This window comes from Kribbella sp. NPDC051137 (assembly GCF_040682535.1).
In the GTDB taxonomy this organism is placed as follows: Bacteria; Actinomycetota; Actinomycetes; order Propionibacteriales; family Kribbellaceae; genus Kribbella; species Kribbella karoonensis.
Window position 1 is genome coordinate 1 of sequence record NZ_JBFBBI010000004.1, and the last position, 23,198, is coordinate 23,198.

At 67.0% G+C, this 23,198-nt stretch carries 28 protein-coding genes; 13 read left to right on the forward strand and 15 right to left on the reverse strand.

Annotated features, from left to right (window positions below; genetic code table 11):
• Window positions 1-670 (forward strand): integrase core domain-containing protein (locus AB0M51_RS21025; protein ID WP_363749896.1); only part of this gene is annotated, 670 nt, incomplete at its 5' end.
• A gap of 284 nt (window positions 671-954) precedes the next feature.
• On the opposite strand, the gene AB0M51_RS21030 is transcribed toward AB0M51_RS21025, so the two are convergent.
• From AB0M51_RS21030 to AB0M51_RS21040, 3 genes are read right to left on the reverse strand one after another with little or no spacing between them, the layout of a single operon-like run.
• Window positions 955-1,287 carry a hypothetical protein gene (locus tag AB0M51_RS21030; RefSeq protein ID WP_363749898.1) on the reverse strand — a complete coding sequence of 111 codons (333 nt, stop codon included), beginning with the start codon at window positions 1,285-1,287 and terminating at the stop codon, window positions 955-957.
• On the reverse strand, window positions 1,284-1,793 hold the full coding sequence (locus tag AB0M51_RS21035; protein ID WP_363749900.1) for a MarR family transcriptional regulator: 510 nt from the start codon (window positions 1,791-1,793) through the stop codon (window positions 1,284-1,286). The genes AB0M51_RS21030 and AB0M51_RS21035 overlap by 4 nt, the downstream gene beginning before the upstream one ends.
• Window positions 1,790-3,175, reverse strand: coding sequence for an MFS transporter (locus AB0M51_RS21040; protein WP_363750799.1), 1,386 nt, complete (start codon window positions 3,173-3,175; stop codon window positions 1,790-1,792). Before AB0M51_RS21040 ends, AB0M51_RS21035 begins: the two co-directional genes overlap by 4 nt.
• 1,247 nt (window positions 3,176-4,422) lie before the next feature.
• On the opposite strand from AB0M51_RS21040, the gene AB0M51_RS21045 reads away from it, so the two are divergent.
• Complete coding sequence (locus AB0M51_RS21045; RefSeq protein WP_363749902.1) at window positions 4,423-4,836, forward strand: hypothetical protein; 414 nt, start codon at window positions 4,423-4,425, stop codon at window positions 4,834-4,836.
• On the opposite strand, the gene AB0M51_RS21050 is transcribed toward AB0M51_RS21045, so the two are convergent.
• Both AB0M51_RS21050 and AB0M51_RS21055 read right to left on the reverse strand, forming a co-directional pair.
• Window positions 4,766-5,509: a hypothetical protein gene (locus AB0M51_RS21050; RefSeq protein ID WP_363749904.1), complete on the reverse strand. Its 744-nt coding sequence runs from the start codon at window positions 5,507-5,509 to the stop codon at window positions 4,766-4,768. The two genes, AB0M51_RS21045 and AB0M51_RS21050, sit on opposite strands and share 71 nt — an antisense overlap.
• A gap of 44 nt (window positions 5,510-5,553) precedes the next feature.
• On the reverse strand, window positions 5,554-5,964 hold the full coding sequence (locus AB0M51_RS21055; RefSeq protein WP_363749906.1) for a hypothetical protein: 411 nt from the start codon (window positions 5,962-5,964) through the stop codon (window positions 5,554-5,556).
• A gap of 641 nt (window positions 5,965-6,605) precedes the next feature.
• Between AB0M51_RS21055 and AB0M51_RS21060 the strand changes: the two genes are divergently transcribed.
• Genes AB0M51_RS21060 through AB0M51_RS21070 form a run of 3 tightly spaced genes read left to right on the forward strand, consistent with a single transcriptional unit; the run spans window position 6,606 to window position 9,906 of the window.
• Window positions 6,606-7,619 (forward strand): SDR family oxidoreductase, encoded by a 1,014-nt coding sequence (locus AB0M51_RS21060; RefSeq protein ID WP_363749908.1) that lies wholly within the window; start codon window positions 6,606-6,608, stop codon window positions 7,617-7,619.
• A complete protein-coding gene (locus AB0M51_RS21065) occupies window positions 7,619-9,430 on the forward strand; it encodes a glycoside hydrolase family 15 protein (protein ID WP_363749910.1) in 1,812 nt (603 codons plus the stop codon). The genes AB0M51_RS21060 and AB0M51_RS21065 overlap by 1 nt, the downstream gene beginning before the upstream one ends.
• The gene (locus AB0M51_RS21070) at window positions 9,427-9,906 is read left to right on the forward strand and encodes a vitamin K epoxide reductase family protein (RefSeq protein ID WP_344196350.1); all 480 of its coding nucleotides are present in this window, start codon (window positions 9,427-9,429) and stop codon (window positions 9,904-9,906) included. Before AB0M51_RS21065 ends, AB0M51_RS21070 begins: the two co-directional genes overlap by 4 nt.
• A gap of 6 nt (window positions 9,907-9,912) precedes the next feature.
• Here the strand turns inward: AB0M51_RS21070 and AB0M51_RS21075 are convergent, their stop codons facing one another.
• Complete coding sequence (locus tag AB0M51_RS21075; protein WP_363749912.1) at window positions 9,913-10,791, reverse strand: SDR family oxidoreductase; 879 nt, start codon at window positions 10,789-10,791, stop codon at window positions 9,913-9,915.
• Between the two features lie 64 nt (window positions 10,792-10,855).
• Window positions 10,856-11,308, reverse strand: a complete 453-nt coding sequence (locus AB0M51_RS21080; protein WP_344196345.1) for a DUF6098 family protein — start codon at window positions 11,306-11,308, stop codon at window positions 10,856-10,858.
• 205 nt (window positions 11,309-11,513) lie between these two features.
• On the opposite strand from AB0M51_RS21080, the gene AB0M51_RS21085 reads away from it, so the two are divergent.
• Window positions 11,514-11,783 (forward strand): hypothetical protein, encoded by a 270-nt coding sequence (locus AB0M51_RS21085; protein ID WP_344196343.1) that lies wholly within the window; start codon window positions 11,514-11,516, stop codon window positions 11,781-11,783.
• A gap of 126 nt (window positions 11,784-11,909) precedes the next feature.
• On the forward strand, window positions 11,910-12,326 hold the full coding sequence (locus AB0M51_RS21090) for a CBS domain-containing protein (protein ID WP_344196340.1): 417 nt from the start codon (window positions 11,910-11,912) through the stop codon (window positions 12,324-12,326).
• A gap of 65 nt (window positions 12,327-12,391) precedes the next feature.
• Here AB0M51_RS21090 and AB0M51_RS21095 read toward each other — a convergent pair whose 3' ends face one another.
• Window positions 12,392-12,826 (reverse strand): MarR family transcriptional regulator, encoded by a 435-nt coding sequence (locus tag AB0M51_RS21095; RefSeq protein WP_363749915.1) that lies wholly within the window; start codon window positions 12,824-12,826, stop codon window positions 12,392-12,394.
• A gap of 136 nt (window positions 12,827-12,962) precedes the next feature.
• On the opposite strand from AB0M51_RS21095, the gene AB0M51_RS21100 reads away from it, so the two are divergent.
• Complete coding sequence (locus tag AB0M51_RS21100; protein ID WP_344196333.1) at window positions 12,963-13,379, forward strand: SPW repeat protein; 417 nt, start codon at window positions 12,963-12,965, stop codon at window positions 13,377-13,379.
• 46 nt (window positions 13,380-13,425) lie between these two features.
• On the forward strand, window positions 13,426-13,557 hold the full coding sequence (locus tag AB0M51_RS21105; protein ID WP_344196330.1) for a hypothetical protein: 132 nt from the start codon (window positions 13,426-13,428) through the stop codon (window positions 13,555-13,557).
• Between the two features lie 61 nt (window positions 13,558-13,618).
• Here AB0M51_RS21105 and AB0M51_RS21110 read toward each other — a convergent pair whose 3' ends face one another.
• The 3 genes from AB0M51_RS21110 to AB0M51_RS21120 all read right to left on the reverse strand — a co-directional run bounded on the left by AB0M51_RS21110 (window position 13,619) and on the right by AB0M51_RS21120 (window position 15,208).
• Window positions 13,619-14,035, reverse strand: a complete 417-nt coding sequence (locus AB0M51_RS21110) for a low affinity iron permease family protein (protein WP_344196326.1) — start codon at window positions 14,033-14,035, stop codon at window positions 13,619-13,621.
• Between the two features lie 72 nt (window positions 14,036-14,107).
• Window positions 14,108-14,665, reverse strand: a complete 558-nt coding sequence (locus AB0M51_RS21115) for a hemerythrin domain-containing protein (protein WP_344196323.1) — start codon at window positions 14,663-14,665, stop codon at window positions 14,108-14,110.
• Window positions 14,666-14,767: 102 nt separating this feature from the next.
• Window positions 14,768-15,208 carry a MarR family transcriptional regulator gene (locus AB0M51_RS21120; protein ID WP_363749918.1) on the reverse strand — a complete coding sequence of 147 codons (441 nt, stop codon included), beginning with the start codon at window positions 15,206-15,208 and terminating at the stop codon, window positions 14,768-14,770.
• Window positions 15,209-15,277: 69 nt separating this feature from the next.
• On the opposite strand from AB0M51_RS21120, the gene AB0M51_RS21125 reads away from it, so the two are divergent.
• Complete coding sequence (locus AB0M51_RS21125) at window positions 15,278-16,258, forward strand: Rieske 2Fe-2S domain-containing protein (protein WP_363749920.1); 981 nt, start codon at window positions 15,278-15,280, stop codon at window positions 16,256-16,258.
• Between the two features lie 149 nt (window positions 16,259-16,407).
• Here AB0M51_RS21125 and AB0M51_RS21130 read toward each other — a convergent pair whose 3' ends face one another.
• Window positions 16,408-17,271: an alpha/beta hydrolase gene (locus tag AB0M51_RS21130; RefSeq protein ID WP_363749922.1), complete on the reverse strand. Its 864-nt coding sequence runs from the start codon at window positions 17,269-17,271 to the stop codon at window positions 16,408-16,410.
• Window positions 17,272-17,411: 140 nt separating this feature from the next.
• Between AB0M51_RS21130 and AB0M51_RS21135 the strand changes: the two genes are divergently transcribed.
• Entirely contained in the window at window positions 17,412-18,029 is a 618-nt protein-coding gene (locus AB0M51_RS21135) for a TetR/AcrR family transcriptional regulator (RefSeq protein ID WP_363749924.1), read from the forward strand.
• On the opposite strand, the gene AB0M51_RS21140 is transcribed toward AB0M51_RS21135, so the two are convergent.
• On the reverse strand, window positions 17,991-18,482 hold the full coding sequence (locus tag AB0M51_RS21140) for a helix-turn-helix domain-containing protein (protein ID WP_363749926.1): 492 nt from the start codon (window positions 18,480-18,482) through the stop codon (window positions 17,991-17,993). The genes AB0M51_RS21135 and AB0M51_RS21140 overlap by 39 nt on opposite strands.
• A 103-nt stretch (window positions 18,483-18,585) precedes the next feature.
• Here AB0M51_RS21140 and AB0M51_RS21145 point away from each other — a divergent pair, with 103 nt between their 5' ends.
• Together AB0M51_RS21145 and AB0M51_RS21150 are read left to right on the forward strand one after the other, a co-directional pair.
• Window positions 18,586-19,599, forward strand: coding sequence for an NADP-dependent oxidoreductase (locus AB0M51_RS21145; RefSeq protein ID WP_363749928.1), 1,014 nt, complete (start codon window positions 18,586-18,588; stop codon window positions 19,597-19,599).
• A gap of 325 nt (window positions 19,600-19,924) precedes the next feature.
• A complete protein-coding gene (locus AB0M51_RS21150) occupies window positions 19,925-20,176 on the forward strand; it encodes a hypothetical protein (RefSeq protein ID WP_363749930.1) in 252 nt (83 codons plus the stop codon).
• Between the two features lie 28 nt (window positions 20,177-20,204).
• On the opposite strand, the gene AB0M51_RS21155 is transcribed toward AB0M51_RS21150, so the two are convergent.
• Together AB0M51_RS21155 and AB0M51_RS21160 are read right to left on the reverse strand one after the other, a co-directional pair.
• Complete coding sequence (locus AB0M51_RS21155; RefSeq protein WP_363749932.1) at window positions 20,205-21,056, reverse strand: alpha/beta fold hydrolase; 852 nt, start codon at window positions 21,054-21,056, stop codon at window positions 20,205-20,207.
• 138 nt (window positions 21,057-21,194) lie between these two features.
• Window positions 21,195-23,198 carry a glycoside hydrolase family 36 protein gene (locus AB0M51_RS21160; RefSeq protein WP_363750801.1) on the reverse strand — a complete coding sequence of 668 codons (2,004 nt, stop codon included), beginning with the start codon at window positions 23,196-23,198 and terminating at the stop codon, window positions 21,195-21,197.

The following is a 23,198-nucleotide window of genomic DNA, read 5'->3' on the forward strand; positions in this document are numbered from 1 at the left end:
TAAGGACGTCGACGTCGCTCGTTGCACCGTCGAGCGGCTGATGCGCGCCGAAGGCCTGCAGGGCATCAGCCGGGAGAAGACCCGCAAGACAACGGTCGCGGAGGGCGCGGCGACCCCGCGGCCTTGCGACCTCGTGCAGCGGCGGTTCGTCGCCCAGGCTCCGAACCGGCTGTGGGTGGCGGACCTGACCTACATCCGCACGCACTCCGGCTGGGTCTACGCCGCGCACCGATCTCGCGCTCGATGCCCTCGATATGGGCTTGTGGCACGGCAGCGAGCCGGCCAGGACCTCACCGGTCTCGTTCATCATTCGGACCGCGGCGTGCAATATCGAGCTGTCCGCTACACCGAGCGGCTCGCAGAGGCCGACGCCGTCGCGAGCGTCGGCAGCAAGGGTGACAGCTACGACAATGCGATGGCCGAGGCGTTCAACTCGCTGTTCAAGGCCGAACTGATCCGCAACCCCGTCACCCGCCCCATCGGCGGTTGGAAGAGCGTGGCCGACGTCGAGATCGCCGTCGCCGAGTACGTCGACTGGTTCAACCACCGACGACTCCACGGCGAGATCGGACACGCCCCACCAGCCGAGTTCGAAACCAACCACTGGGACGACATCACAACCGGGCACTACCCTGAAACACCCGTCCTCACCAAGGCCGGATCAAAGTAATCGAGTCTCCACGAAACCCGGGGCGATTCAGTCGAGTGTTCTCGCCACGGGATGAGCTCGTCGGACTTCGACTTCGCCATGATGACGTCAGTAATCGAGTAGATGTTGCCTACTGGGTCTGGCTTGTGACTGAAGGCCGTCTCAAGAGTGAGGTCCAATCGTCCACCAAGCCGGACCACCGGCTGGTTCTCGGCTCGAATGACAACCGCTTGGACGCCAGGCGGCTCGGACCGGCCCTCGATGCTGGTCGTCACAGTCGTCATTGACGACGAGCGAAGGCCGGTTCAGCGGTGGACAACCATCGCGATCAGTGCGAGCAAGGCGGTGGTGGTGGCAAGGAAGGCAACAAGCGTGACGGCGCCGGCCGCGCTGGGCAGAGGCTGCTTGGTCGTCAGCGCTTGACGGATCTGCCGGGTACGACGGAACCCGTGGATCGTTGATGTGATCGCGGCCGCCAGGCAGGTGATGGCGGCGACACCGTCGAGGTTGGTGATCTTCCCGCGCGCGATGTACAGCAGCAGAGCCGCGAGGAGGAACGCGCCGAGCGCCGTGCCGAGCCAGTCGTTGCGGGCAGCAGTTGCCGGGTCGTGAGGATTGCGCCGTGGTTCGTGGTTCATGGTTTTGCCTTCTCCGATCCAGTGCTCGCCGGATCGGCGAGTGTGTCGATGGCATCGATCAGTTCACGGAGGGCGGGCAGTGCGGTGGTCAGCAGGTGTTGCCAAGCGGGGTGGAGCTCGGAGAGTGCGTTGTGCAGGATGGATGCGTTCGTCGTCTGCCAGCGCTGTACCGCGTCGTCGCCGGCCTCTGTCAGGGTCAAGGACACGGTCCGCCGGTCCTGGCCGCCGCCGCTGCGGGTGACGAGCGCCCGGTTCTGGAGCCCGTTGACGAGTGTGGTGACCGAGTTGGGGGCCAGGCGGAGCATCCGGGCGAGTTCGCTGGGTCTGGCGCCGGGGTTCTCCGCCAGGCAGGACAGCATCTCGAGTTGCGCGACAGAGAGGGTGTTGTCCGGATCGCCGGCGCGCGCGGCGCGGCGCATCGCCCGCCGGAGCCGCGCGATGACCTCAGCCAGCGCGGCCTCGTCCCGTGGGTAGGCGTCGCTGGAGCGCGGGGCCGGTGCGTTCATGCGGTCCTCTCGTGGGGCGCTGTTCCTGCCGCGGTGACCGCAGCGACGACTGCGGCGGCGAACAGCGCGATCACTGCGAGGCGAGGCCCTGCACTGGGTGAATTCATGGTGTCCGCCACATGCAGGAACAGGGTAACGACCGCGACGCCGAGTGCTGTGCCGAGCCCGCGGGCCATGTTGACCAAACCGCCGCCGGTCGCGGACATCCGGGCCGGGATCGCTCCCATGATGGCCGAGTTGTTCGCGGGGATGAGGATGCCCAGCCCGAGCCCCAGCAGCAACAGCCAGGCGGCCACCCAGACAGCGACACCGGGAGCCACGATCAGAGCCGCCGACGCGACGACGCAGACCGCCCCACCGATGAGCGCGCGAGCACGAGCGCCCACACTGGACGGGAGAGCGCGCTCGGCGAAGACCGCTGCGATGGCGAAGCCGGCGGGTAGTGCGGTCAGCGTGAGGCCGGCGCTCCCATGCGCGCCCAGGACCTGGGGGAAGAGCGTCAGCGGGCCGAACAGCAGTAGGTAGGCGAACAGCGCTCCGACAAGTCCGATCGAGACCGCGCCGGGGCGCAGTACGGACAGGTCGACCAGGGGGTTCGGCGCGCGCCGTTCCCGCAGTACGAAGCCTGTGATGCCCACCGCTGAGACCGCGATCAACGTGACCGCTGTCCAGAGCGGCAACTGCAGCCCGGAGAAGGCGGACACGCCGAGCAGGAGTGCTGTCGTCGAGGCGCCGAGGAGGACCAGGCCGGGCCAGTCGAAACGACCGAGTTCGGTGCGTTGGCGGGTCCGTGGGAGCAGATAACGTCCGGCAATCAGCGCGACCACGCCGACCGGTACGTTCACCCAGAAGACCCATTGCCAGCCGACGGATTCGACGAGTACGCCGCCGAGCGCGGGGCCGAGCGCAAGCCCGAGGGCCTGTGCTGCTGCCTGCACGCCGAGTGCGGCGCGCATCTTCTCCTTCGGCACGCTCGTGACCACGAGGGCGACGCTGTTGGCCTGAAGCATCGCCGCACCGATCGCCTGGACGATTCGGAACCCGATCAGCCACTCGAGCCCCGGCGCGAGCGCGCACGCTGCCGATGCCGCGGTGAATACGGCGAAGCCGTAGAGATAGATCAGCTTGCGCCCCGCCGCATCGGCGATCCGTCCGGCGGCAGCGACCAGGCCGACGAGGGCCAGCAGGTACGACAGCGAGACCCACTCCACTGCGGCCAGCGGGGCCCCGAACTGCTTCTGCAACGCGGGGAACGTGAGAGTGACGATGCTCGCGTCGAGTTGTCCCATGAACGCCCCGAAACACACAGTGCCCACCGCCAGCCAGCCCGCCATCCGGTGCTCCCGCACCACCCGCGGCCGGGCCCGCTCAGCCAGCATCATCACCTGTGAACACCCTCCGAAACCGATTGTAGATAGTTCTGTGTAAGAACATCATACATTCGACTCTCCCGTTCAACTAGTTAGTTCTGTGCGATGAAGTCACTACAAGAAGTTCTTAAAGAGAATGAATCTGGTGTGATTAATGGGATGACGGTGCTGCGGGCCGGCAGGCCTGCTGAAGAGAGGAGGAAGGCACTGACTGCGAGCGGTGCGGTGGGCTGCGCGCCAGTCGAAGCTGACCGGCGCGCGGTTGCACGTCGTACCAGCTTGGAGGCACGCCACGAACTCGACCTCCGGCCGGGGGCACGCACCCTAGTGGATCGACCTCAGCCGTGTGGTCGCCTCACTTGAGACCGTCACGAACTCTGAAACTGGCCTCAACTGTCGGCGACCGCGGACAGGAGATCCAGGCGCCGACGGTACTGCCTCGGTAGATACCACCTGGAGTACAAGATCGTGCCGGCAGAAATTGCGTACAGCACGCACCACCACGAGTGCGACGTCGCAGCCGCGACGGATGCGCATGCCATCAGGCAACCCAGCGCAGTGCTGAGCTTGGGGTTGAGTTGCCCGCGACGCTTGGTCAGACCATGGCGGGCGATGCGAAGGGCACCCGCGCGGATCTCGGCGTCAGTTGGTAAAGGTCCGGGTACGGCGGCGCGGGTCGCAAGCCGTAGCTTGTCGGCTGGGAGGCCCCGTCGATGCTGCTCCTACTCGTGCCGCCATCGAGGTTCGTATCGCCAAGCAGCGATGCCGAAGACAAGACCAGCGATGCCGGCGGTCGTCCCGCATTCCGCCCAGCTCGATCCGTCGGTCTTCCAGAAGCCCGCCGTGCACACAGCACCGACGAGCCCGATCCCGGCGGCATACAGCCACCTTCGCGGATATGGGAGTCGGATCTTCACCGGCTCGTCATCACCGCCGGACCTCCACCCGTGCCAGCCCGGCTAGTGAAACCTGCAGCTGTCGTCGCTAGCGTGACCGGCTCCGGCCTCGGGATGCGTGCGATGGGCGAGGCGCCGATGCATATGAGCAACGTCCAGGTGTTGCGCGGCCCACTGGTGTGTTCGGTGGCTGGAAGGGGCGGCTGATCTTGGCCGACGTGAAGTGGGCTTCCTGCAACTCGAACAACTGCTCATGGTCTGTTTCATGCTCTCCGGATGTCAGGTGGATTCGATGTCGCGGCGTAGGAAGGTCGTACTGCGCTCCAAACACCTCCTCACCGAACCGCTGACCGGGGCGAGGCTGTGAGCAACGGCGTATCGACCTTCAAGCCGCCGAAGAGCAAGGCCGCGGCCGGCATGCTCGCGATCATGGGGACGATCACGATCGCGATGTTCGCCGGTATCACCTCGCTGGCGCTGACCTCCCATGTGTGTGTCGCCGATGACCCCCCGGATCACCGGTGCGCCCGCTGGGAGGCGCTACTCCACTATCAGAGCGTGCTGCGTCTGAAGGCGCGTCTCCTGTTCCAGCCGGGCGTGATGGTCATCAACGTCCCGTGGCAACTGGGGTCGGCAGAGTCCCCCGATGCCCGGCGTCTCGAGGGCGCCGCGCTCGACCAGCGGATGCAGGAGCGCGCCAACCCGCTCAGCGCTCGGCAAGAACGAGGACGAGATCGCGGTCGGTCAGAGTCAGCATCTGATCCTTGGGCGGGTTGAGAACCACGCCGTACGCCGGTGGCTGGTAGAACTGCTCGCGGATCCGATAACCGAGCGCGGTCTCGCCGTCGCGCGCGGCGGCCTCGGCAATCGTGGCGAAGTTCGCGGGCAGGCCGGGCACGAGGTATCCGGCGGCGGGCTTGAGGTAGATCTCGGCGCCGGTGGGGTTGAAGAGGTCCACGAAGACGGCGGCGCGGATGACCTCGGCGAGTTCACGGTTCGTGTCGTCGTTGATCTCGCTGACGATCGAGTACGGGTGTTCGAGGGACGCGGCGAGATCACGCAGGTGCAGCAGCGTGATCAGGGTACGAGCGTCCGACTCCTGCGCACTGAGACCGTCGGTGGACAGCACGATCGCGTGCTGGCAGGACTGCGGATCGAGACCTTCGAGATCGACGCGGCTGGTCGGATCGCACGCCTTCGTCTCGATGGTCAGGTTGGTGGTCGTGGCGATCCTCTGGTCAACCAGTTCGGAGCATGCGACCCGCAGTACCGATCCAGGAAACGCGAAGGCGTCGAGCAGTTCGATGATCTGCGGTGCGCGCTTGTTCCAGCCGAGGAGCAGAGTGGTTTCGGGATGCGGGTTGCTGGGTCGGTGGGGTGAGATCGCGGATTCGACGATGCGCGGGGGAGTCTCGGTCAGTTCGATCAGCGTGTCGTCCTCGGCGAGCACGATGACCTCGTCGGTCGCGACGATCGGCTGGTCGGCGGACGGGTTCAGGTGATCGATCCGTCGGCATGGCGCAGTCCTACCGGCACGCCGAAGCTCGTACGCGTGGGTCGCGGTACGTTGCCGTCCTCGACTCTGTCGATCTGGTCGGCGGACACGTACATTTCGCGCTCGAGGGCACCCTTTCCGTCGACTTTCAGGAAGCCCTTCCGCAGCAAACGGGCGGCCAGCGGTTCCGGTATGTCCGGCTCGGCGCCACCGATCGCGCGACGCAGTACGCCGATGATCCCTCCAGCCGTCCCTTCGCCGGTCTGACCGGCAGTCGTCACCGCCTCCGGATCACCCATCTTGACCAATTTGACACTGCCCAACTCCGCGCCGCTGCGATCGAGAACACGCATGTTCTCGCGGACCCCGTCGATCGGCTCACCCTCAGTACCGACAATCGGCTCGTCCATCGGATACCACGTCCTTCGTGTCCTCTGCCCGGTTGCCCTCGCGCCGGTCGGACAAACCAGTGCTCCGCAGGGCTCCGGTTGCTGCGCTCCCTCTCGCCCCTGCTCCGTGCGCTGCCCACCCGCCTTCCGGCTTGCGCCGGCGATCTCTTCCGGCTGGCGCCGGGTTGTTGGCGGCTGCAGTCGGTCACTTGCCTGCTGCCGGTCGCGATCTGCTCGCGTGCGACCGTCTCATACGACCCGAGCCGCTCGAGAGGAATGAACGTCGAGGCCCACCTTGCGCCGCGGGAGGGCCGCATTGCGCGGCATGGCTCTGCCCGGGTTCTGCTGCGACCGACTGAACACAGCTGGCTCGACATCGGAGGGGGCCATGTGCACCGGCTAGCCGCGCTCAGAGCAGGTGCCAGCGAACTGTGGCATCGCCACGAGTAGAGGGTCAGAGCGGCGGCGCGGCTGCGTTGTCCGCTCGGTGGCGTTTTGGCGCCTGGAGCCGTTGGCATCGTCGGGTGGGGCTCCTGCCGAGCATCGCCAGTCCCGCGTCGACGGTAGTCAGGCTGGTTGTGTTCGGAGACGGACGAGTCCGGCGGTTGGCGTGGGGTACCGAGGGGCGGGATGAGTGGAGCCGAGACGGAGGAGGGTGACTGATGGCGGGCGAGCGGCAGACGGTGGTGGTTACCGGGGCGAGTGGTGGGATCGGGCGGGCCACGGCGGTCGCGTTCGGCAGGCGCGGGGCGAGGGTCGCGTTGTTGGCGCGCGGGGAGAAGGGGTTGGCGGGGGCGGCGAAGGAGGTTGAAGCCGCCGGCGGTTCGGCGCTGACCGTACCGTTGGACCTGGCCGATTACGACCAGGTCGAGCGGGCGGCCCAGCGGGTGGAGGACGAGCTCGGGGAGATCGATGTGTGGGTCAACGTTGCCTTTACGACCGTTTTCGCGCCGTTCATGAAGATCGAGCCGCAGGAGTACAAGCGCGCGACCGAGGTGACGTACCTCGGGTATGTGTACGGCACCCGCGCGGCGCTGGACCGGATGAAGCCGCGCGACCGGGGCACGATCGTGCAGGTCGGATCAGCGCTGGCTTATCGGGGGATCCCGTTGCAGTCGGCGTACTGCGGCGCCAAACACGCGGTCCAGGGCTTCCACGACTCACTGCGTTGCGAACTGCTCCACGACAAGTCCAATGTGCATGCCACGATGGTGCAGATGCCCGCGGTGAACACGCCACAGTTCTCCTGGGTGCTCTCGCGGCTTCCGAAGCATCCGCAGCCGGTGCCGCCGATCTTCCAGCCGGAGGTCGCTGCCAAAGCGGTTCTGTACGCCGCGGACCATCCGAAGCGCCGCGAGTACTGGGTCGGCGGCCCGACCGCGGCAACGTTGATCGCGAACAAGTTTGCTCCGGGGATCCTGGACCGCTATCTGGCGCGAACCGGCTACAAGTCGCAGCAGACCGACCGGTTCGATCCACACGAGGCGGCCAACCTCTGGGATCCCGCGGACCGGGAGGACGGTCACGACTACGGCGCGCACGGCATCTTCGACGAGCGTTCCACGACCCGGAGCTACCAGCTGTGGGCCTCGCAGCACCACGGTCTGCTCGGGCTGATCGGTGCGGGCGCGGCGCTCGCAGCCGGACTGGCAGCGGTCCGCTCGCGGAGCCAGTAATGCCGCTACAACTGGAGGACTACGGTTTGATCGGCGACACCCGAACGGCTGCGTTGGTCGGGTACGACGGATCCATCGACTGGCTGTGCGTGCCGCGCTTCGATTCGGCTGCGTGCTTCGCGGCGCTGCTGGGCGACGAGTCTCACGGTCGATGGCTGCTCGCGCCCGCCGGAGGACATCGTGCGACCGATCGCCGGTATCGGGGCGACTCGCTGGTGTTGGAGACCGACTTCACCACGGCCGACGGGACGGTTCGAGTGTCCGACTGCATGCCGATCGGCAGCGAACATCCCGATGTCTTCCGCCGGGTCGAGTGCCTGTCCGGCCGGGTTGCCATGCGCAGCGAGGTGGTGATCCGGCTCGACTACGGCAATGTCGCGCCATGGATCCGGGACACCGGCCGGCGCAGTACGGCGCTCGCCGGGCCCGACCGGCTGACCTTGGACGCCGACGTCGAACATGTCCGGCGCGCCGGCGACCTGGTGGCGGAGTTCGAACTCGCGGAGGGAGACCATGCCGACTTCCGGCTGACCTGGACCGCGCCGAGGGACCAGCCGCCGAAGCATGTCGACGTAGGGCGAGCGATCCAGCGAACCGCGAAGTGGTGGCACGAGTGGTCAGCGCAGTGCCGGTACGACGGCCGCTACCGGGACGCCGTCGTACGGTCGCTGATCACCCTCAAGGCGATGACGTACGAGCCCAGCGGCGGCGTCGTCGCTGCCCCGACGACCTCGCTGCCCGAGCAACTCGGCGGCGTCCGCAATTGGGACTACCGGTTCTGCTGGATCCGCGACGCCACGTTCACACTCCTTGCGCTGCTGGACGCCGGGTACGAGTCCGAGGCGAAGGCCTGGCGCGAGTGGTTGCTCCGTGCACTGGCCGGGCGGCCCGAGCAGATGCAGCTGATGTACGGCGTCGAAGGCGAACGCCGTCTCACCGAGTACGAGCTCGACTGGTTGCCGGGATACGCGAACTCGCGCCCGGTCCGGGCTGGAAACGCCGCCTCCGAGCAGTTCCAGCTCGACGTGTACGGCGAACTCATGGACGCGCTGCACCAGGCCCGTGTCCACGGCATCCCGCCGGAGGAGTCCGCGTGGGACGTCCAGCAGGCGTTGATGGAGTTCCTGGAGCAGCACTGGAGCGACCCCGACGACGGAATCTGGGAGATGCGCGGACAACGCCGGCACTTCGTCCACTCCAAGGTCATGGCGTGGGCCGCGGTCGATCGCGCCGTACGGGGGATCGAGGAGTTCGGCCTCCCGGGACCGGCAGACGACTGGAGGCGCCTTCGGGCGGAGATCCATGACGAAGTGTGCGAGAAGGGCTACGACCGCGATCGGAACACGTTCACGCAGTACTACGGCTCACGTGCCCTCGACGCGTCGGTCCTGCTGATGGGCTCGGTCGGATTCCTTCCGGGCTCGGACAAACGGTACCGGGGAACGATCGACGCGGTGGCCGACGAGCTGTGCCACGACGGATTCGTCAGCCGCTACGGCGTGACCGGTAAGGCTGAGCAGGTCGATGGGCTGCCGCCGGGCGAAGCGTCGTTCCTGCCGTGCACCTTGTGGCTTGCGGACAGCTACATCCTCTCGGGCCGCAAGGAGCAGGGCCGGGATGTGTTCGAGCGGGTGCTGCGGCTGAGCAACGATCTCGGCCTGCTGTCCGAGGAGTACGACACCGGGCAGCAGCGCCTGGTCGGGAACTTCCCGCAGGCCCTCACGCATCTCAGTCTGGTCACCACCGCGTTCGACCTGGAGTCCAGGCACGGCCCCAGTCAGCGGCGGGCGAGGAAGGGACGGACACGATGACGTCCGGCCCGTCGTCGTGGCGCCGTCGGATCCCGGTCATTGTGCTGTCGTTGGTCGGTCTGGGGATCGCCACGACGCTGACTCTCTTCCAGGTCGGCGTACTGAACTCGGTCTGGGATCCGTTCTTCGGCGACGGCAGTCGTCGGGTCCTGACCTCGTCGGTGTCCCAGGCGTTGCCGCTCCCGGACGCGTCTCTGGGTGCCGCGGCCTACCTGCTGGAGGCGATCCTCGAGTCGATCGGCAACGTCGACCGGTGGCAGACGCGACCTTGGATCGTTGCCGCCGCGGGCGTGGTTGCCGCCGGTCTCGGGATCGCTGCGCTCGGACTCGTCGCACTCCAAGCGTTGCTGGTCAGGGCCTTTTGCACGCTGTGCCTGTGCTCGGCGGCCATCTCGCTCCTCGTCGCAGTCCTCGTCGTCCCCGAGGTATTGGCTGCCCTCGGGACGATCCGACGTCGTCGGCGTGACAGGCCATGATGTGGGTCAGGGGAGTGGGCGGCCGCCGGTGACGGCGATCCTTTCGCCGGTGATGTACGTCGAGTCGTCGGAGGCGAGGAAGACGTACGCCGGGGCGAGTTCCGCAGGCTGGCCGGCGCGGCCGAGGGGCGTGTCCGCGCCGAACTGGTCGACCTTGTCAGAAGGCAGCGTGGCCGGGATGAGCGGGGTCCAGACCGGACCTGGTGCGACCGCGTTCACGCGGATGCCCTTGGGCGCCAGTTCCTGAGCCAGGCCTTTGGTGAAGTTCAGGATCGCGGCCTTGCTGGTCGCGTAGTCCAGAAGCCCGGGGGACGGCTCGTAGGCCTGGATCGACGTGGTGTTGATGATCGCGGAGCCTTCGGACAGGTGCGGAAGTGCGGCCTTGCACAGCCAGAACATCGCATAGACGTTGGTCTTCAGCACGCGATCGAACTGGTCGGTGGTGATGTCGGCCAAGCCGTCGACCGACATCTGGTACGCCGCGTTGTTGACGAGGATGTCGATCCCGCCGAGTTCCGTGAGGCATTGATCGATGAGGTGTCGGCAGTGTCGCTCGTCCTGGATGTCGCCGGCGAGCGATGCCGCGGTACGGCCGGCGTCGCGGACCAGGCGACAGGTTTCGCTCGCGTCCTGCTCTTCGGCTGCCAGGTGCGAGATCATCACGTCCGCACCCTCCCGTGCGAACGCGAGCGCGACGGCTCGCCCGATGCCGGAATCGCCGCCGGTGATCAGTGCCCGTTTGCCGGTGAGCTTGCCGGAGCCCTTGTACGTCGCTTCGCCGTAGTCGGGCTCCGGCGTCATGGCGCCGCCATGGCCGGGGTGTTCCTGACTCTGCGGCTTCTGCTGATCGGGTGCGGCGTACCGGTTGGTCGGATCCGTACTCATTCGTGCCCTCCAGGACAGTCGATATACCTCTGTTGAGGTCGAGGTGGTACGCGTCAGTCGGAGCTCAGGTGGAGTCCTGGCCGACGCGGAAGTGCTGGCGGTAGACGGATTCGGCCTGGCGGAGGGCCTTGGAGCCGATTCGGGCGAGCGGGCGGGCGTTGACGATCAGCGGTTCGTGATCGGGGCCGTATCCGGCGATCTGCCCGGTCAGCAGCCACGGGTAGCGATCGCGTTCCGCGCCGAGTTCGGCGTACTTGAGGAGCCGCCGGGCGACCCACTCGATGGTTGCCCGCGGCCACCAGGCTTCGGGTTCGACGGTGGTTACGGACAGACCCGGAAGCTGTACGTCGGCCTCGTAGTCCCGGCTCGGCCCGTCTCGCTCGTCGGCGAGCGGGCCCTCGGAGTACCGCAGATACACGGGGCTGCAGGTCTCGACCAGGTCGACGACGCCGGCGAGGTCGTCGACCTGCCGGGGATCACGGTGCGCCGTACCGGGCGCGAACAGAGGCGACGTCATGCGTACGCAGTACCCGTAGTCCGCAGCGCATACACGAGTGCGCGTCGGGCTCCGGCGGAAACCTCTGGGACGTGCATCCGTACGCGTCTGTCGCCTCTTGAGTTGATACCTGTGGCTATGGTAGTTGTCATAGGAAAACAATTGCGGGTAGACAACGATAGGCGGTCGGATGAGCGTACCGGAGGGTATCTGGCAAGTTGGGCTGGTGACAGACGACACCGCTGTACGGGTCGTCGTGCGGGGGAGTCTGACCGCGGACGGGACAGCAGTTGCCCGGGAGAGCCTGTTGAGCGCATTCGGGTACGGCGTCGGGGTGGTCCTGGATCTCACCGGCGTGAGCGATGTCGCGGAGAACGCGGGCTTGTCGCATCTCCTCGACGTGGCCCAGCGACGCTCATGGTCGGCGCGCTGCGGGCTCGAGGTCGTGGCGACGCATCCGGATATCCAGCACGTCCTGTGTGCAGCAGGTCTCTGAGGCTCGCCCGTCCGGCTTGAACCGGCGCACATCTGGACAGCCCGACGTGGGCTGATGGTGCGCCGATTGGTTTCCTCGGGGGAGGGTGGGGCACCGATCGGCGAACCTGTTCAGGAAGGTGATGGCATGACCACCGCACGAGATCTGATGACGCCAGGCGCCGAGTGCGTGGGGGAGAAGGAGACCCTGGTCGCGGCGGCCCAGAAGATGCGTGACCTGGACGTCGGTGCGCTTCCGATCTGCGGCGAGGACAACCGGCTGAAGGGCGTGCTGACCGATCGTGACATCGTCGTGAAATGCGTCGCGGACGGTGGCGATCCGACGAAGGCGACAGCGGGCACCTTCGGTCAGGGCAAGCCGGTGACGATCGGCGCGGACGATCCCATCGAGGAGGCGCTGCGGACCATGGAGAAGTACCAGGTACGGCGCCTGCCCGTCATCGACGGCCACGACCTGGTCGGCATGCTCGCCCAGGCCGACGTCATCATGGCCGCCCCAGGCCGCGCCGGCCGGACCGTCAGCGACATCTCCGAGCCGTCCTGACCCGCGCCGGAAGGTACACCGACCTGGAGCCCGCCGCTTGCTACCTGCTGATCGCGCGCCTCGACCTAGGCCAGTCGCGGTTCGGGTTCGACGAGTTGGTCGATGAGGGGTGCGAGGCGGTGCAGTTCCTCGAGGTGGGTGGTGCTGAGCTGGTCGAGCTTGGCCTCGCCGGCCTCTGTCAGCGTCAGGCGAACGACGCGGCGGTCATGAGCGTCGTTGCGACTGCGTTGAATGAGGCCGAGCTGCTCCGTCCGGTCGATGAGTTGTACGGCGCTGTGGTGCCGGGTGCACAGGTAGTCCGCCAGTTCACCGACCTTGGGGCCGAGCGGATCGGAGTGCCCGCGGATCGCGAGCAGGAGTTGATGCTGGGTGGTGGTGAGGCCGACCGCGGCTGCCTCTTGCTCGCTCCAACGCAGGAACTGCCGCAGGCCGACACGGAACGCCAGCAACCGGCGGTACTCACGGTCGCTGAGTTCGTCGTTGCTCTTGGAAGACTGCATCGTGCGGTGATAATATCACGGCAGGATACATGGGCGAGGCAGTTGACGTGACAAGGACCGGATCCTCGCCACGCCCGTTCCGAGCAAACCTGGTCTCGCCCCTTCTCAGACCGACATGGAGAAGGTGATGACGCACATGGCTACCGAGTCCATGAGCATGCATCCGGACATCGCGGCCTTGCGGGCCAAGTACGACGCGGCCGCGGAGACGGGGATCGCTCAGGCGATCGACGGGCTCACGTTCCTGACCGGGCTCTTTCTGGCGATCTCGCCGTGGGTGGTCGGGTTCAACAGCTTCACGACGTTGACCGGGAACAACCTGATCGTGGGCGTCGCGCTGGCGCTCATGGCGGTCGGCTTCGCGTCGGCGTACGGGCGAATGCACGGTATGGCGTGGGTGGCACCACTGATCGGTGTGTGGACGATCATCGCTCCGTGGGTCGTCAGCGGCGATGTCGCGACCACCCGGACGATCTGGAGCAACGTGGTGACCGGCGCGATCGCGCTCCTGCTGGGCCTCGGTGCGCTCTCGCTCGGAAGGTTCCGCCGCTGATTCCGTACTGGGTACCTGTAGGTCCTGATCGGAGAAGGGAGGGATCATGCAGGATGCCTTGCTGATCTCGGCAGGCGTGCTCGCCTGCCTGGCAGTCGGCCGCGTGTGGATGGGGTACCACGCCGGCGAGCTGAGGCATGTGAAACGTCGCACTGGACGGCGATCGCTGCCGCACTAGGCGACAAATGCGCTCCCGCGAGAGTTGCTGTCCTCTCGCGGGAGCGGCGCTGCCGCCAGGCCTAGTCGGAGCTTTCACGGTCTTCGAGTCCGACGGATTTGCGGAGCTCCGTGGCGGCGTCCCGAAGGTCGCTCGACGGGTCTTTGCCCTCCATCAGCTCGGCCAGCGCCGCCGCGACCGCGTTGAGCTTGTCCTGCAGGGCTTCGTCGGAACGAGATTGCGAGTTCTGCAGCAGGGCGACCAGCAGGAAGGTCACGATCGTCGTGGCCGTGTTGATGATCAGCTGCCAAGTGTCGAGCGACTGGATCACGAAGTACGACGGCGCCCACACCAGTACCAGCAACACGCACATCGCGAAGAACCAGGCGCGGGAGGCGAACTCCGAGGCCTTTGTCGCGAACCGGTCGAAGAAGCTCAGCCGCGACGATACGTCCGACGGCATGTGCGCATGCTGGGCGCCCTCAGTAGCCGTTGCCATCACAACCTCCGTAGCTCACGTGGAGACTCCTGCACAAACCCGGTGCCCAAGCTCGAACCGTCCGGCGGGGTCTCAGAGGTCAGCGTGCTTCTCGACGGTCTTCTTCAGCTCGTCCTTGGACAGGCCTGAGGTTCCAGGGATGTCGGCATTGCTCGCCTGCTTCGCGAGTTCGTCCCGGGTCATGTCGCCGGGCTGCTCTCCGAGATGCTGTTTCCGGCTGGCCGCGAAGGCTTCGCCGAGTTCGGTACGGCGTTCGTCGGACAAGTTGGAGCGCATGCCCGGGAGCACCTTCGTCTCCTCCTCCTCGACGTGGTGCGAGACGGCGTCGATCAAGTTCTGCAGGACGCCGTCGAAGTCCGGTGAGGTGGGATCGGTCCCGGCCAGCTTGGCGAGCAACTGGTCTGCCTCGATGTGCTCCTGCTGGCTGTGTGAGACGTCTTCCTTCTCGCCGGCTTCTGCCGCGGCGACGGGGTACACCTCCGCCTCTTCAGCACGACTGTGAGCTGTCAGCAACGTCGTGAGCACCGGCAGCAGATTCGGCCGCTTCTCCGGGTTGTCCTTGAGCTCGTCGAACAGTCGTTCCACCTCACGGTGATCTTGCATGATCAGATCGATGACATCAGCACTCATCACAGCTCCTTAGGTCGGCCGAGTGCCGAGCCGGTACCCGCGCCACACCGGCCTATGCCATCTGGGCCTCGGCTGCGATGAGATTGATCATCAAGGTGCGGTTCAGCCGGAAGCGTCGGCGAACGCGGCAAGGCCCTGGACGAGTGCGCTGCGGTCGTCCGGCGACATCAGATCGAGAACTCGGTCGATGTCCCGCTGCCGGTTCCCGCGCAGCCGGGTGAGCAGCCGTCGCCCCTTGGCGGACACCACGAGCTGCACCTGGCGCCGATCGGCCGGCGGCGTGTTGCGCAGGATCAGCCCGTCGTCGACGAGGCGTGCCACGAGGCGGCTCGCCGACGGGGCCGACAGATCGAGGAGTCCGGCGACCTCGCCAAGCCTCAGCGGACCGTGGCGTTCGACCGACAGCAGCACACGCAGCTGTAGCACGGACAGCTGCGGAGCCGCGGTCATCGCCTTCAAGGTCAGCTCCACCAGCGCCAGCGAGGCCTGCTCGACCGCCGCGCCGTCACTCGCGCTCTCGAACCCGGACAAAGCACTGGCCACAACCGAATCCTACCGTCCCGCAAGTCCCCTGAGGCACTCAGGTAGTTGCAGAATGACAATAGTTGTGCGGTGGCGAATCAGACCGCGATTGCGGTGCGCTCGGCTTGCGGTGATGCGTCGGGGGGATTTGTGGGTACCGGCAGTCAGGTGACGAGCGACCGGGAGGACACCGTGGCGAACCTGCGAGAGACTGCCAAGCGAGTCGTCGGTGCGATCGGCGACGTGAAGGGGCTCGATCGCATCAGTCAGCCTGTGGCCGATCTGGTGAGGCGGGCCACCGGGCCGGAGTTGGTCAAGAACGCTTTGTCGGGAACGTGGCTGGGGCACCCGGTGCATCCGATGCTGACGGATGTGCCCATCGGAGCCTGGGTCATGGCGTCCACGTTGGACTGGACCGCGGGCGACAAGGCCCAGGAGACAGCTCGGCATCTGGTCGGTCTGGGTCTCCTGACTGCCGTGCCGACGGCCGCCGCGGGCGCTTCCGATTGGTCGGACACCGTAGGGTCGGATCAGCGGGTGGGGGTTGTCCACGGGCTCGCGAACCTGACCGCGACCTGCCTTCAGGTGATGTCGTGGACGGCGCGCCGGCGTGGACACCACGCGGCGGGAAGGGCGCTGAGTGCTGCGGGCCTCGGCATCACGATGGGCTCCAGCTACCTCGGTGGGTACTTGTCCTATACGCGTGGCATCGGCGTCAACCGGACTGCGTTCGAGGCGACGGTCACCGAATGGGTAGACGTTGCCGAGCTGTCCGATCTCAGCGCGGACAAACCCACCCGTGTGTCCGCGGACGGAGTCCCGGTGGTACTCGTTCGCCGAGAGGGCAGCGTCGATGCACTGTCCGCGACCTGTGTTCACGCGGGCGGGCCGCTCGACGAGGGCGAACTCGTCGACGGTTGTATCCGTTGCCCATGGCATGCGAGCACATTCCGCCTGACAGATGGCAAGGTCGTACGCGGCCCCGCGACCGTCGATCAGCCGAGCTGGCAGGTAAAGATCGACCAGGGTCGCGTCTTCGTCCGCTCGTCGAGTGCACACGAGACGCCGTGACCACGACGATGGTGTAGATGGCGGCGACCGTGGCCGAGCATGGACGATGCTGGCTGGGCGATCTGCCGCAGAGGTATCCAGCACGTCGGTCATTGATCGCCGTCGGCCGCCGCTGTGGCCTCCGGTACGCCGTTGTCGTCGGCGGTCGGTCAGAGGAAGTCGAGGGCTTGCTTGACGAAGTCGTGGTGGTACTGGAAGACGCCGCCGTGGCCGGCGTCGGGGTAGATGATGAGGTGGCTGTTGGGGAGGCGTCGGTCGAGGTCGTAGGTGTTCTTGGTGGGCACCATTTTGTCGTTGTCGCCGTTGGCGACGAGGACCGGCTGGTGGATGGTCGCGAGGTTTGCCGGCTGCTCCAGGCCCCAGCGGTGGATGGCCTTGAGTTGGGCGCGGAACGCGCGGATGGTGATGGGCTTGTCGCGGTCCTTGGTGCGCTCCTGCAGGCGGGCCAGGAACTCCTGGCCGGCGCGGATCCCGTTCGGTGTCCTGGTGAAGAAGAGGAACTGCTTGGGGTCGGTCCGGGTCAGCAGCCCGCGGGCGGTGTCGACGTACGAGATCCGGGTGACCTTGTCGATGCCTTCGCCGCCGGCCGGGCCGGTGCCGGCGATGATCAGCTTGCGGACCAGTGTCGGCTCCTGCTGGACGATCGCCTGGGCGATCATGCCGCCCATCGAGAAGCCGAACAGGTCGACCTCCTCGAAGCCGAGGGCGCGGATGAAGGTGACGGCGTCCTTGGCCATCGCCTGGATGGTGGTCGGGGCGGAACCGGTGGAGGCTCCGACGCCGCGGTTGTCGAAGGTGATCAGCCGGTGTTTCGCGGCGATGCCATCGACAACCCGTGGGTCCCAGTTGTCCAGTACGGCGGCCAGGTGGGTCAGGAAGACCACTGGGACTCCGGTCGTGGGACCGAGTTCGCGGTAGGCGAAACGGACTCCACCCGCGGAAAGCTTCTGTGTCGGGGTGTCCTTCCACAGTGCCGTCAGGCTCTCGTTCTGCGGGGCTGGTGACTCGTTCATGTCCGTTCCTTTGGCTCGGCGCCCGGGTGCCGGGCGGCGCTGGCGATGATTGGAGTATGATCATAATACTATGAGACCCGCAAGGGCTTACGGATGTAATACGATCGGCTGACGGTCCGGCTGGACGGGTGGAGGTATCGATGGCGCGCTACGCCAAGGAGCACAAGGACGCGACACGGCAGCGGATCGCCGAGACGGCCGGCCGCCGGTTCAAGCGAGCTGGTATCGACGGCTCGGGGATCGCGACGCTGATGAAGGATGCCGGGCTCACCAACGGCGCCTTCTACGCCCACTTCCAGTCCAAGGACGATCTTGTCGCCACGATCGTCGCCGATCAGCTCCGTGGTCAGGGGGAGTGGATCAGGGGTACGGCGACGAGCCGCGCCGGGGTCGAGCGGATCGTTCGGGAGTACCTGTCACCGGCTCATCGCGACAGTCCCGAGGAGGGCTGTCCGTCTGCGGCGCTCCTCGACGAGATCGGGCGCTGTCCGGACGCCACCAGGCAGGCCTACACCGACGGCGTGCTGAGTTTCATCGACGACATAGCCGCCGTGCTGGCGCCGGACGATCCCGCATCGGTGCGCGTCAAAACGCTCAGTGTCTACGCGCAGTTGGTGGGGACCATGCAGCTGGCCCGCGCTCTGACCGACGCGCAGCTCGCCGACAAGGTTCTCGAGGAAGGCATTCGGAACGCACTGGCGGTACTCGGAGTAGCCGGGTCATCGGTTGGGTCGCAAACGGAAGGCGGGGCCGGGTAGCGACTCGATCGCGTCGAGCTCGACGTCGTGGTTCCGGTCGCAGTGAATCTCGGCGTGGACCTGGCCCCCGCAGTCGCGGTGCCGCGCCTCCACGGCCGGTCCCGCCGGGTCGGCCCGGTACTTGTCTCCCCACTGCATGAGCCCCATCACCGCCGGGACCAGGTCCATTCCCTTGGGTGTGATCACGTACTTGGGCCGACTACGTGAGCCGGGCTCCTGGTAGGTCTCGGCGGCCAGGATCCCTTCTTTCACGAGCATCCGCAGTCGTTCCGCGAGGAGATTGCGCGGGCAGCCGAGGACGCGCTCGAACTCGCTGAACCTGGACGATCCGTACCAGACCTCACGCAGGATCAGGATCGTCCACTTCTCGCCCACGATTTCGAGCGTACGGGCGATCGAGCAGTTCGAGGTGTCCCGATCGAGGTGCGGATCCAGGCCGGCGGCTTCGCTCATGGATGCAGTCTAATCGCCCTGGGTTTACTTTTCTATACTCAGCGACCTATGCTGGTGGCCAGCACCCGAACCACTGAGAAGATCACGCACAAGGCGGGCTGACATGAAGGCATTCGTCGTCGAGAAGTACGGCAAGGACGGCCTGCGCGCCGCGGCTGTACCGGAGCCGACCGTCGGAGACCACGACCTCCTGGTCCGGGTGCGGGCCACCGCGGTCAACCCGCTGGACAAGATGGTCCGCGACGGTGAGTTCAAGCAGCTCCTGAAGTACAAGCCTCCGTTCGTGCTCGGCCACGACGTGGCCGGAGTCGTGGCCCGGGCCGGTTCCGCCGTACGTGACTTCAAGGTGGGGGACGAGGTCTACGCCCGGCCGCGCGACCTGCGGATCGGAAGCTTCGCCGAGCTCGTCGCGATCGACGAGCGCGACGTCTCACTCAAGCCGGACTCGCTCACGTTCGAGGAGGCGGCCGCGGTGCCGTTGGTGGCATTGGCCGCCTGGCAGATTCTCGTCGAGCGCGCCCAGGTGAAACCGGGGCAGAAGGTACTCGTCCATGCCGGGGCGGGTGGGCTCGGGTCGACGGTCATCCAGCTCGCGAAGCACCTCGGCGCCACCGTAGCGACGACCACGAGCGCCTCGACGGAGGAGCTGGTCAGGAGCCTCGGCGCCGACATCGTCGTCGACTACACGAAAGAGGACTTCTCGTCGGTCCTGTCCGGCTACGACCTCGTGCTGGACTCCCTGGGCGGGACGAATCTCGAGAGGTCGCTGACGGTCCTGCGGCCCGGCGGCCTCGCGATCGGCGTCGCGGGCCCGCCGGACGCCGGGTTCGCCAAGCAGGTCGGGGCACCCTCGTTCATGGGCGCGGTGCTGAACCTGCTGAGCCGCAAGGTCCGCCGGCGGGCCAAGGCGTTGGGCGTCCGGTACGAGTTCTTCTTCATGAGGGCCGACGGCTCGCAACTGCGCGAGCTTCGCGCCCTGTACGACGGCCGCGACCTCCGGCCGGTCATCGACCGGGCCTTCCCGTTCGACGAGACCCTGGAGGCGATGGCGTACGTCGAGCAGGGCCGCACGAAGGCCGGCAAGGTCGTGATCACGGTGGACGGCGCCGAGGCCTGAGGCCTGCCGTGTCGCAAGGGCGGTGTTGCCGGGCGGGTCAGCTGGCGAGTTTCGTGAGGATTTCCTGGGCGGCTTCGTCGGCGGTCTTGTGGGTTGTGTCGATGAGTAGGTCGTTGGTGAAGCCGCTTGGTCGAGGATGCGGGCCAGTTCGGGGTGGCGCTGGGCGTGCCATTGGAGGGCTGCGGGATCGTCGTCGTGGCGGATCGTCAAACGGGACAGGACTGCGTCGGATGCTGCTGTCAGGCGGACGTGCAGCAGGTGGTTGGATCCGAGAGCGGTTGCGTTGCGGCGCAATTCGTCCAGGGTTTCGATGACGGTGGCAACGATGAGCACGTGGGCGCCGGCGCGGCGGAAGTTCCTGGCGATTGTCTGCAGGTTGTCCAGTGCCAGTGTGGTCTGGAACGGATCGTCAGCGGGTGCCGGCCATGATCGGCGTAGCCAGTCGACGTCGATGACCGCGCCAGGGATACCGCGTCGCTCCAGCTCGTCGCCGAGTCGCTCGGCGGTGGTCGTCTTTCCGGTGCCGACGCTGCCGTTGATCAAGACGGTGTCGAACGTCGGGTCGGGCATCGACTGATGGTATCCGTCTGAGGCGACAAGGCGGCCTACCTCCGGCTGTTCAGCCATTCGTACGCCTCGAAGCGGTGGTTGTCCTCGATTGTCGTGTGGTCTTCGTCGGGGAACGACGCCTCGATTCCGGGGACGAGTTGCGCGATGCGACGGCCGTGCACGATCGGCATGTTGCGGTCTCGCGCTCCGTGCCACAGCCTTACCGGCACGCGGATGCCGGTGAGGTCGAATCCCCAAGGCTCGATGAGCGATACCCAGTCGTCCCACCAGCCCTGGTCGCCGTTGCCCAAGCTCTCGCGCACGTCCGCGGCGAGGTACTCGGCCGCCTCTCGGCTGTGCGCCAAGTCCTGTTCCGCCCGGTCGCCCCAGCGCTCCAGCCAGCCGTCCGGATCCGAGAACTTCGACAGCATCGTCTCGGCGTCCTGCCGCCAGTTGGCACGCGCGGCTACGCGGTCAGCGAAGTACCGGTCCAGTTCTTCACGTGCTCCTTGCGACCAGCCCTCGGCGTAGTCGAAGTCCTCGGCTGCGTACGGCGCGGGCGACGCGAACACGCAGGCTGCGACCACACGCTCGGGCATCATCGCGGCACAGGCGAGTGCATAAGGCCCGCCGCCGGAGAATCCCCAGACCGCGAACCGCTCCAGCCCCAGGCGGTCCGCGATCATCTCCGTCTCGGTGGCGATATCCGCGATGGTCCGCCCGGGTACCGCAGTCCGCGAACCGTACCCCGGCCTGTCGAAGCTCACCAGCCGAAGCCCGGATCTCGACGCAGCCTCGGCGCCCGCGGCGAACAACAACCTCGATCCCGGACTCCCCGGATGCACGATCACCGCCAACCCGTCCTCCGGCCCGCCGTCCTCGACCAGGACCTCGCCTCGCTCCGTCACGAGCAAGTGCGTGCATATCTGCTCCATGGCGCACATTGGTAGCAGCTTGGCCGAGCGGTGGCCAACGATTTGGGTGGTGGACACGGGCGTGTGCTTCGCGACTTCGCGGTCCAACGCGCCTGCCTTGCGTACGTGTTGCTAGGGGTTTGTGGTGAGGCGGAGAACCCGGGCGGAGGGCTCGGGGGTGTCGGTGGTGACGGTGAGACCGGCGTCGGTCCAGGTGTAGGTCCAGTCGGTGGTGTCGGTGGGGAAGTGGGGGCTGAGGGTGGCGCGGGGGATCGGGAGGGTGATGGTGGCGGGACCGGGGGTGCGGTGCCAGAGGGTCAGGTAGGTGGTTTGGGGGGAGTTGAGGGCCAGAGCGAGCCAGTCGTCGGTCCAGCCGGGGAGACCCAAAGGCCAGCTGGGGGTGAGGGTGTCCAGAGTTTTGAGGATTTCGCGGTGGGCGGACAGCGCCGAGCGGACCAGGTCCAGCTCGGGTGCGGTCATCCGGTTGAGGTGGCCGGAGAGATAGAGGCGGCCGGGGATGCCGTTGACGAGGGCGAAGGTGAACTGTTCGCGGGTGGTTCCGGTGATCGGGTAGGCCCAGTGGCCGGCTTGTTCAGGGAGCAGGGCGGCGGGAGCGGCGGCGGTGATCGGTGCGTAGAGCAACGGATCTTCCTGGTCCGAGGTCGACTGCAGGTGCAGGCGGGACAGCATCGCGTAGTCCATCCGCATCGCCCCGGACGCGCAGTTCTCGATCAGCAGCTCCGGATGCCGCGCCTGCAGCTCGTCGAGCCAGTCGAGCAGGGCGCGGTTGTGCTCCAGGAGCCCCTGGCCGAGCGACGTACCGCCCTTGTCGGTGCCGGGGCCCGTCATCGTGTTGTTGTCGAACTTGAAGAAGCCGACGCCGAACTCCTCGACCAACCGGTCGACCGTGTCGTCGAGGTGCTTGCGGGCGACCGGGTTGCGGAGGTCGAGCAAGTAGCGGCCGGATTCCGCGATCCGGATGCCGCGGCGGGTCAGGAACGCGTCGTCGGGCAACTCGTCGGCGATCGGTGAGCGTACGCCGATGACCTCCGGCTCGAGCCAGAGACCGGGGACCATGCCGTGCGAGTGGATCCGGTCGATGACCTCGGCGAGCCCGTTCGGGAAGCGGGTGGTCGAGGGTTGCCAGGCGCCGACGGTGTTCCACCAGTCGCCTTCGGCGTACCAGCCGGCGTCGATGCAGAAGTAGTCCGCGCCGGCCTCGGCGGCGGCGTCGATGAGCGGTAGGAGCTTCTCGGTGGTCGGGTCCCCGAGCAGGGTGTTCATGTAGTCGTTGAAGACGACCGGCATCCGGTCGTCGGCAGGACGTCGACGGCGTACGGCGCGGCGCTGGCGGGTGAGCGCGGCGAACACGCTGTCGCGGTCTGTCCCGGACACGAGGGACACCGGTACGGACGTGAACGGCTTGTCCTCGGTGACTTCCACGCTCCACTGGTGTTCCTGGTCGGTCGGGCCGCTCAGCACCAGGTATCCGCCGCGGTGGCTCTCACCGATCTCGTAGTGCCATGGTCCGTTGTGCTCGATCTGCCAGCCGAGCGCGTACGGCGTACTCCGGTCGACCAGGACCCCGATCGGGAGCTGTTCCCCGCTGGACCAGGACCCGAGGTTGGTGACCGCGTGCCGGGTCCGGGCGACGTGACGATGGCCCTCGCTCGTGATGTCGGCGAGCGCTCCGGAGCGCAGTGGCTGCACCGACCATCTGCTCTCGGCCATCCAGCTGTTGGCGGCGGAGTAGAGGTCGGCGTCCACGGACCCGACGCCGACGGCGAGCGACGACAGGAACGTCAGCACGAGCGATCCGGGGCCTGCAACGGACGCCTCCGACCAGGTGCGGACACCGGCTCCCGCCTCGAAAACGCTGGTGACGCGCAGCCCGGAGTCCGGGTCCTCCTGAAGGATGCGCAGCGTGCCGCCGCTGTCCTCGTGCCGCACGTACCGCAGCCGCTGACCGAGCACGGTCTCCGCGTGCCGATTGCTGCTGGGCGAACGGCCCGACCCGACGGCGGACACCTCGACCAGTGGCTGGCTGGTGTCCTGCTCCGGATGGAGGATCAGCCGCACCGGGCCGTCGTCGAGGGCGAAGGTCAGGGTCAGGTCGGGGGTGCTCCACTGCAGCAT

Coding starts and splice junctions, on each gene's coding strand:
- AB0M51_RS21030 (WP_363749898.1), bottom strand. CDS start 1,287: ATGAACCACGAACCACGGCGCAATCCTCACGACCCGGCAACTGCTGCC.
- AB0M51_RS21035 (WP_363749900.1), bottom strand. CDS start 1,793: ATGAACGCACCGGCCCCGCGCTCCAGCGACGCCTACCCACGGGACGAG.
- AB0M51_RS21040 (WP_363750799.1), bottom strand. CDS start 3,175: ATGATGCTGGCTGAGCGGGCCCGGCCGCGGGTGGTGCGGGAGCACCGG.
- AB0M51_RS21055 (WP_363749906.1), bottom strand. CDS start 5,964: ATGGACGAGCCGATTGTCGGTACTGAGGGTGAGCCGATCGACGGGGTC.
- AB0M51_RS21060 (WP_363749908.1), top strand. CDS start 6,606: ATGGCGGGCGAGCGGCAGACGGTGGTGGTTACCGGGGCGAGTGGTGGG.
- AB0M51_RS21065 (WP_363749910.1), top strand. CDS start 7,619: ATGCCGCTACAACTGGAGGACTACGGTTTGATCGGCGACACCCGAACG.
- AB0M51_RS21070 (WP_344196350.1), top strand. CDS start 9,427: ATGACGTCCGGCCCGTCGTCGTGGCGCCGTCGGATCCCGGTCATTGTG.
- AB0M51_RS21075 (WP_363749912.1), bottom strand. CDS start 10,791: ATGAGTACGGATCCGACCAACCGGTACGCCGCACCCGATCAGCAGAAG.
- AB0M51_RS21080 (WP_344196345.1), bottom strand. CDS start 11,308: ATGACGTCGCCTCTGTTCGCGCCCGGTACGGCGCACCGTGATCCCCGG.
- AB0M51_RS21090 (WP_344196340.1), top strand. CDS start 11,910: ATGACCACCGCACGAGATCTGATGACGCCAGGCGCCGAGTGCGTGGGG.
- AB0M51_RS21095 (WP_363749915.1), bottom strand. CDS start 12,826: ATGCAGTCTTCCAAGAGCAACGACGAACTCAGCGACCGTGAGTACCGC.
- AB0M51_RS21100 (WP_344196333.1), top strand. CDS start 12,963: ATGGCTACCGAGTCCATGAGCATGCATCCGGACATCGCGGCCTTGCGG.
- AB0M51_RS21105 (WP_344196330.1), top strand. CDS start 13,426: ATGCAGGATGCCTTGCTGATCTCGGCAGGCGTGCTCGCCTGCCTGGCA.
- AB0M51_RS21110 (WP_344196326.1), bottom strand. CDS start 14,035: ATGGCAACGGCTACTGAGGGCGCCCAGCATGCGCACATGCCGTCGGAC.
- AB0M51_RS21115 (WP_344196323.1), bottom strand. CDS start 14,665: ATGAGTGCTGATGTCATCGATCTGATCATGCAAGATCACCGTGAGGTG.
- AB0M51_RS21130 (WP_363749922.1), bottom strand. CDS start 17,271: ATGAACGAGTCACCAGCCCCGCAGAACGAGAGCCTGACGGCACTGTGG.
- AB0M51_RS21135 (WP_363749924.1), top strand. CDS start 17,412: ATGGCGCGCTACGCCAAGGAGCACAAGGACGCGACACGGCAGCGGATC.
- AB0M51_RS21140 (WP_363749926.1), bottom strand. CDS start 18,482: ATGAGCGAAGCCGCCGGCCTGGATCCGCACCTCGATCGGGACACCTCG.
- AB0M51_RS21145 (WP_363749928.1), top strand. CDS start 18,586: ATGAAGGCATTCGTCGTCGAGAAGTACGGCAAGGACGGCCTGCGCGCC.
- AB0M51_RS21150 (WP_363749930.1), top strand. CDS start 19,925: ATGAGCACGTGGGCGCCGGCGCGGCGGAAGTTCCTGGCGATTGTCTGC.
- AB0M51_RS21160 (WP_363750801.1), bottom strand. CDS start 23,198: ATGCTGCAGTGGAGCACCCCCGACCTGACCCTGACCTTCGCCCTCGAC.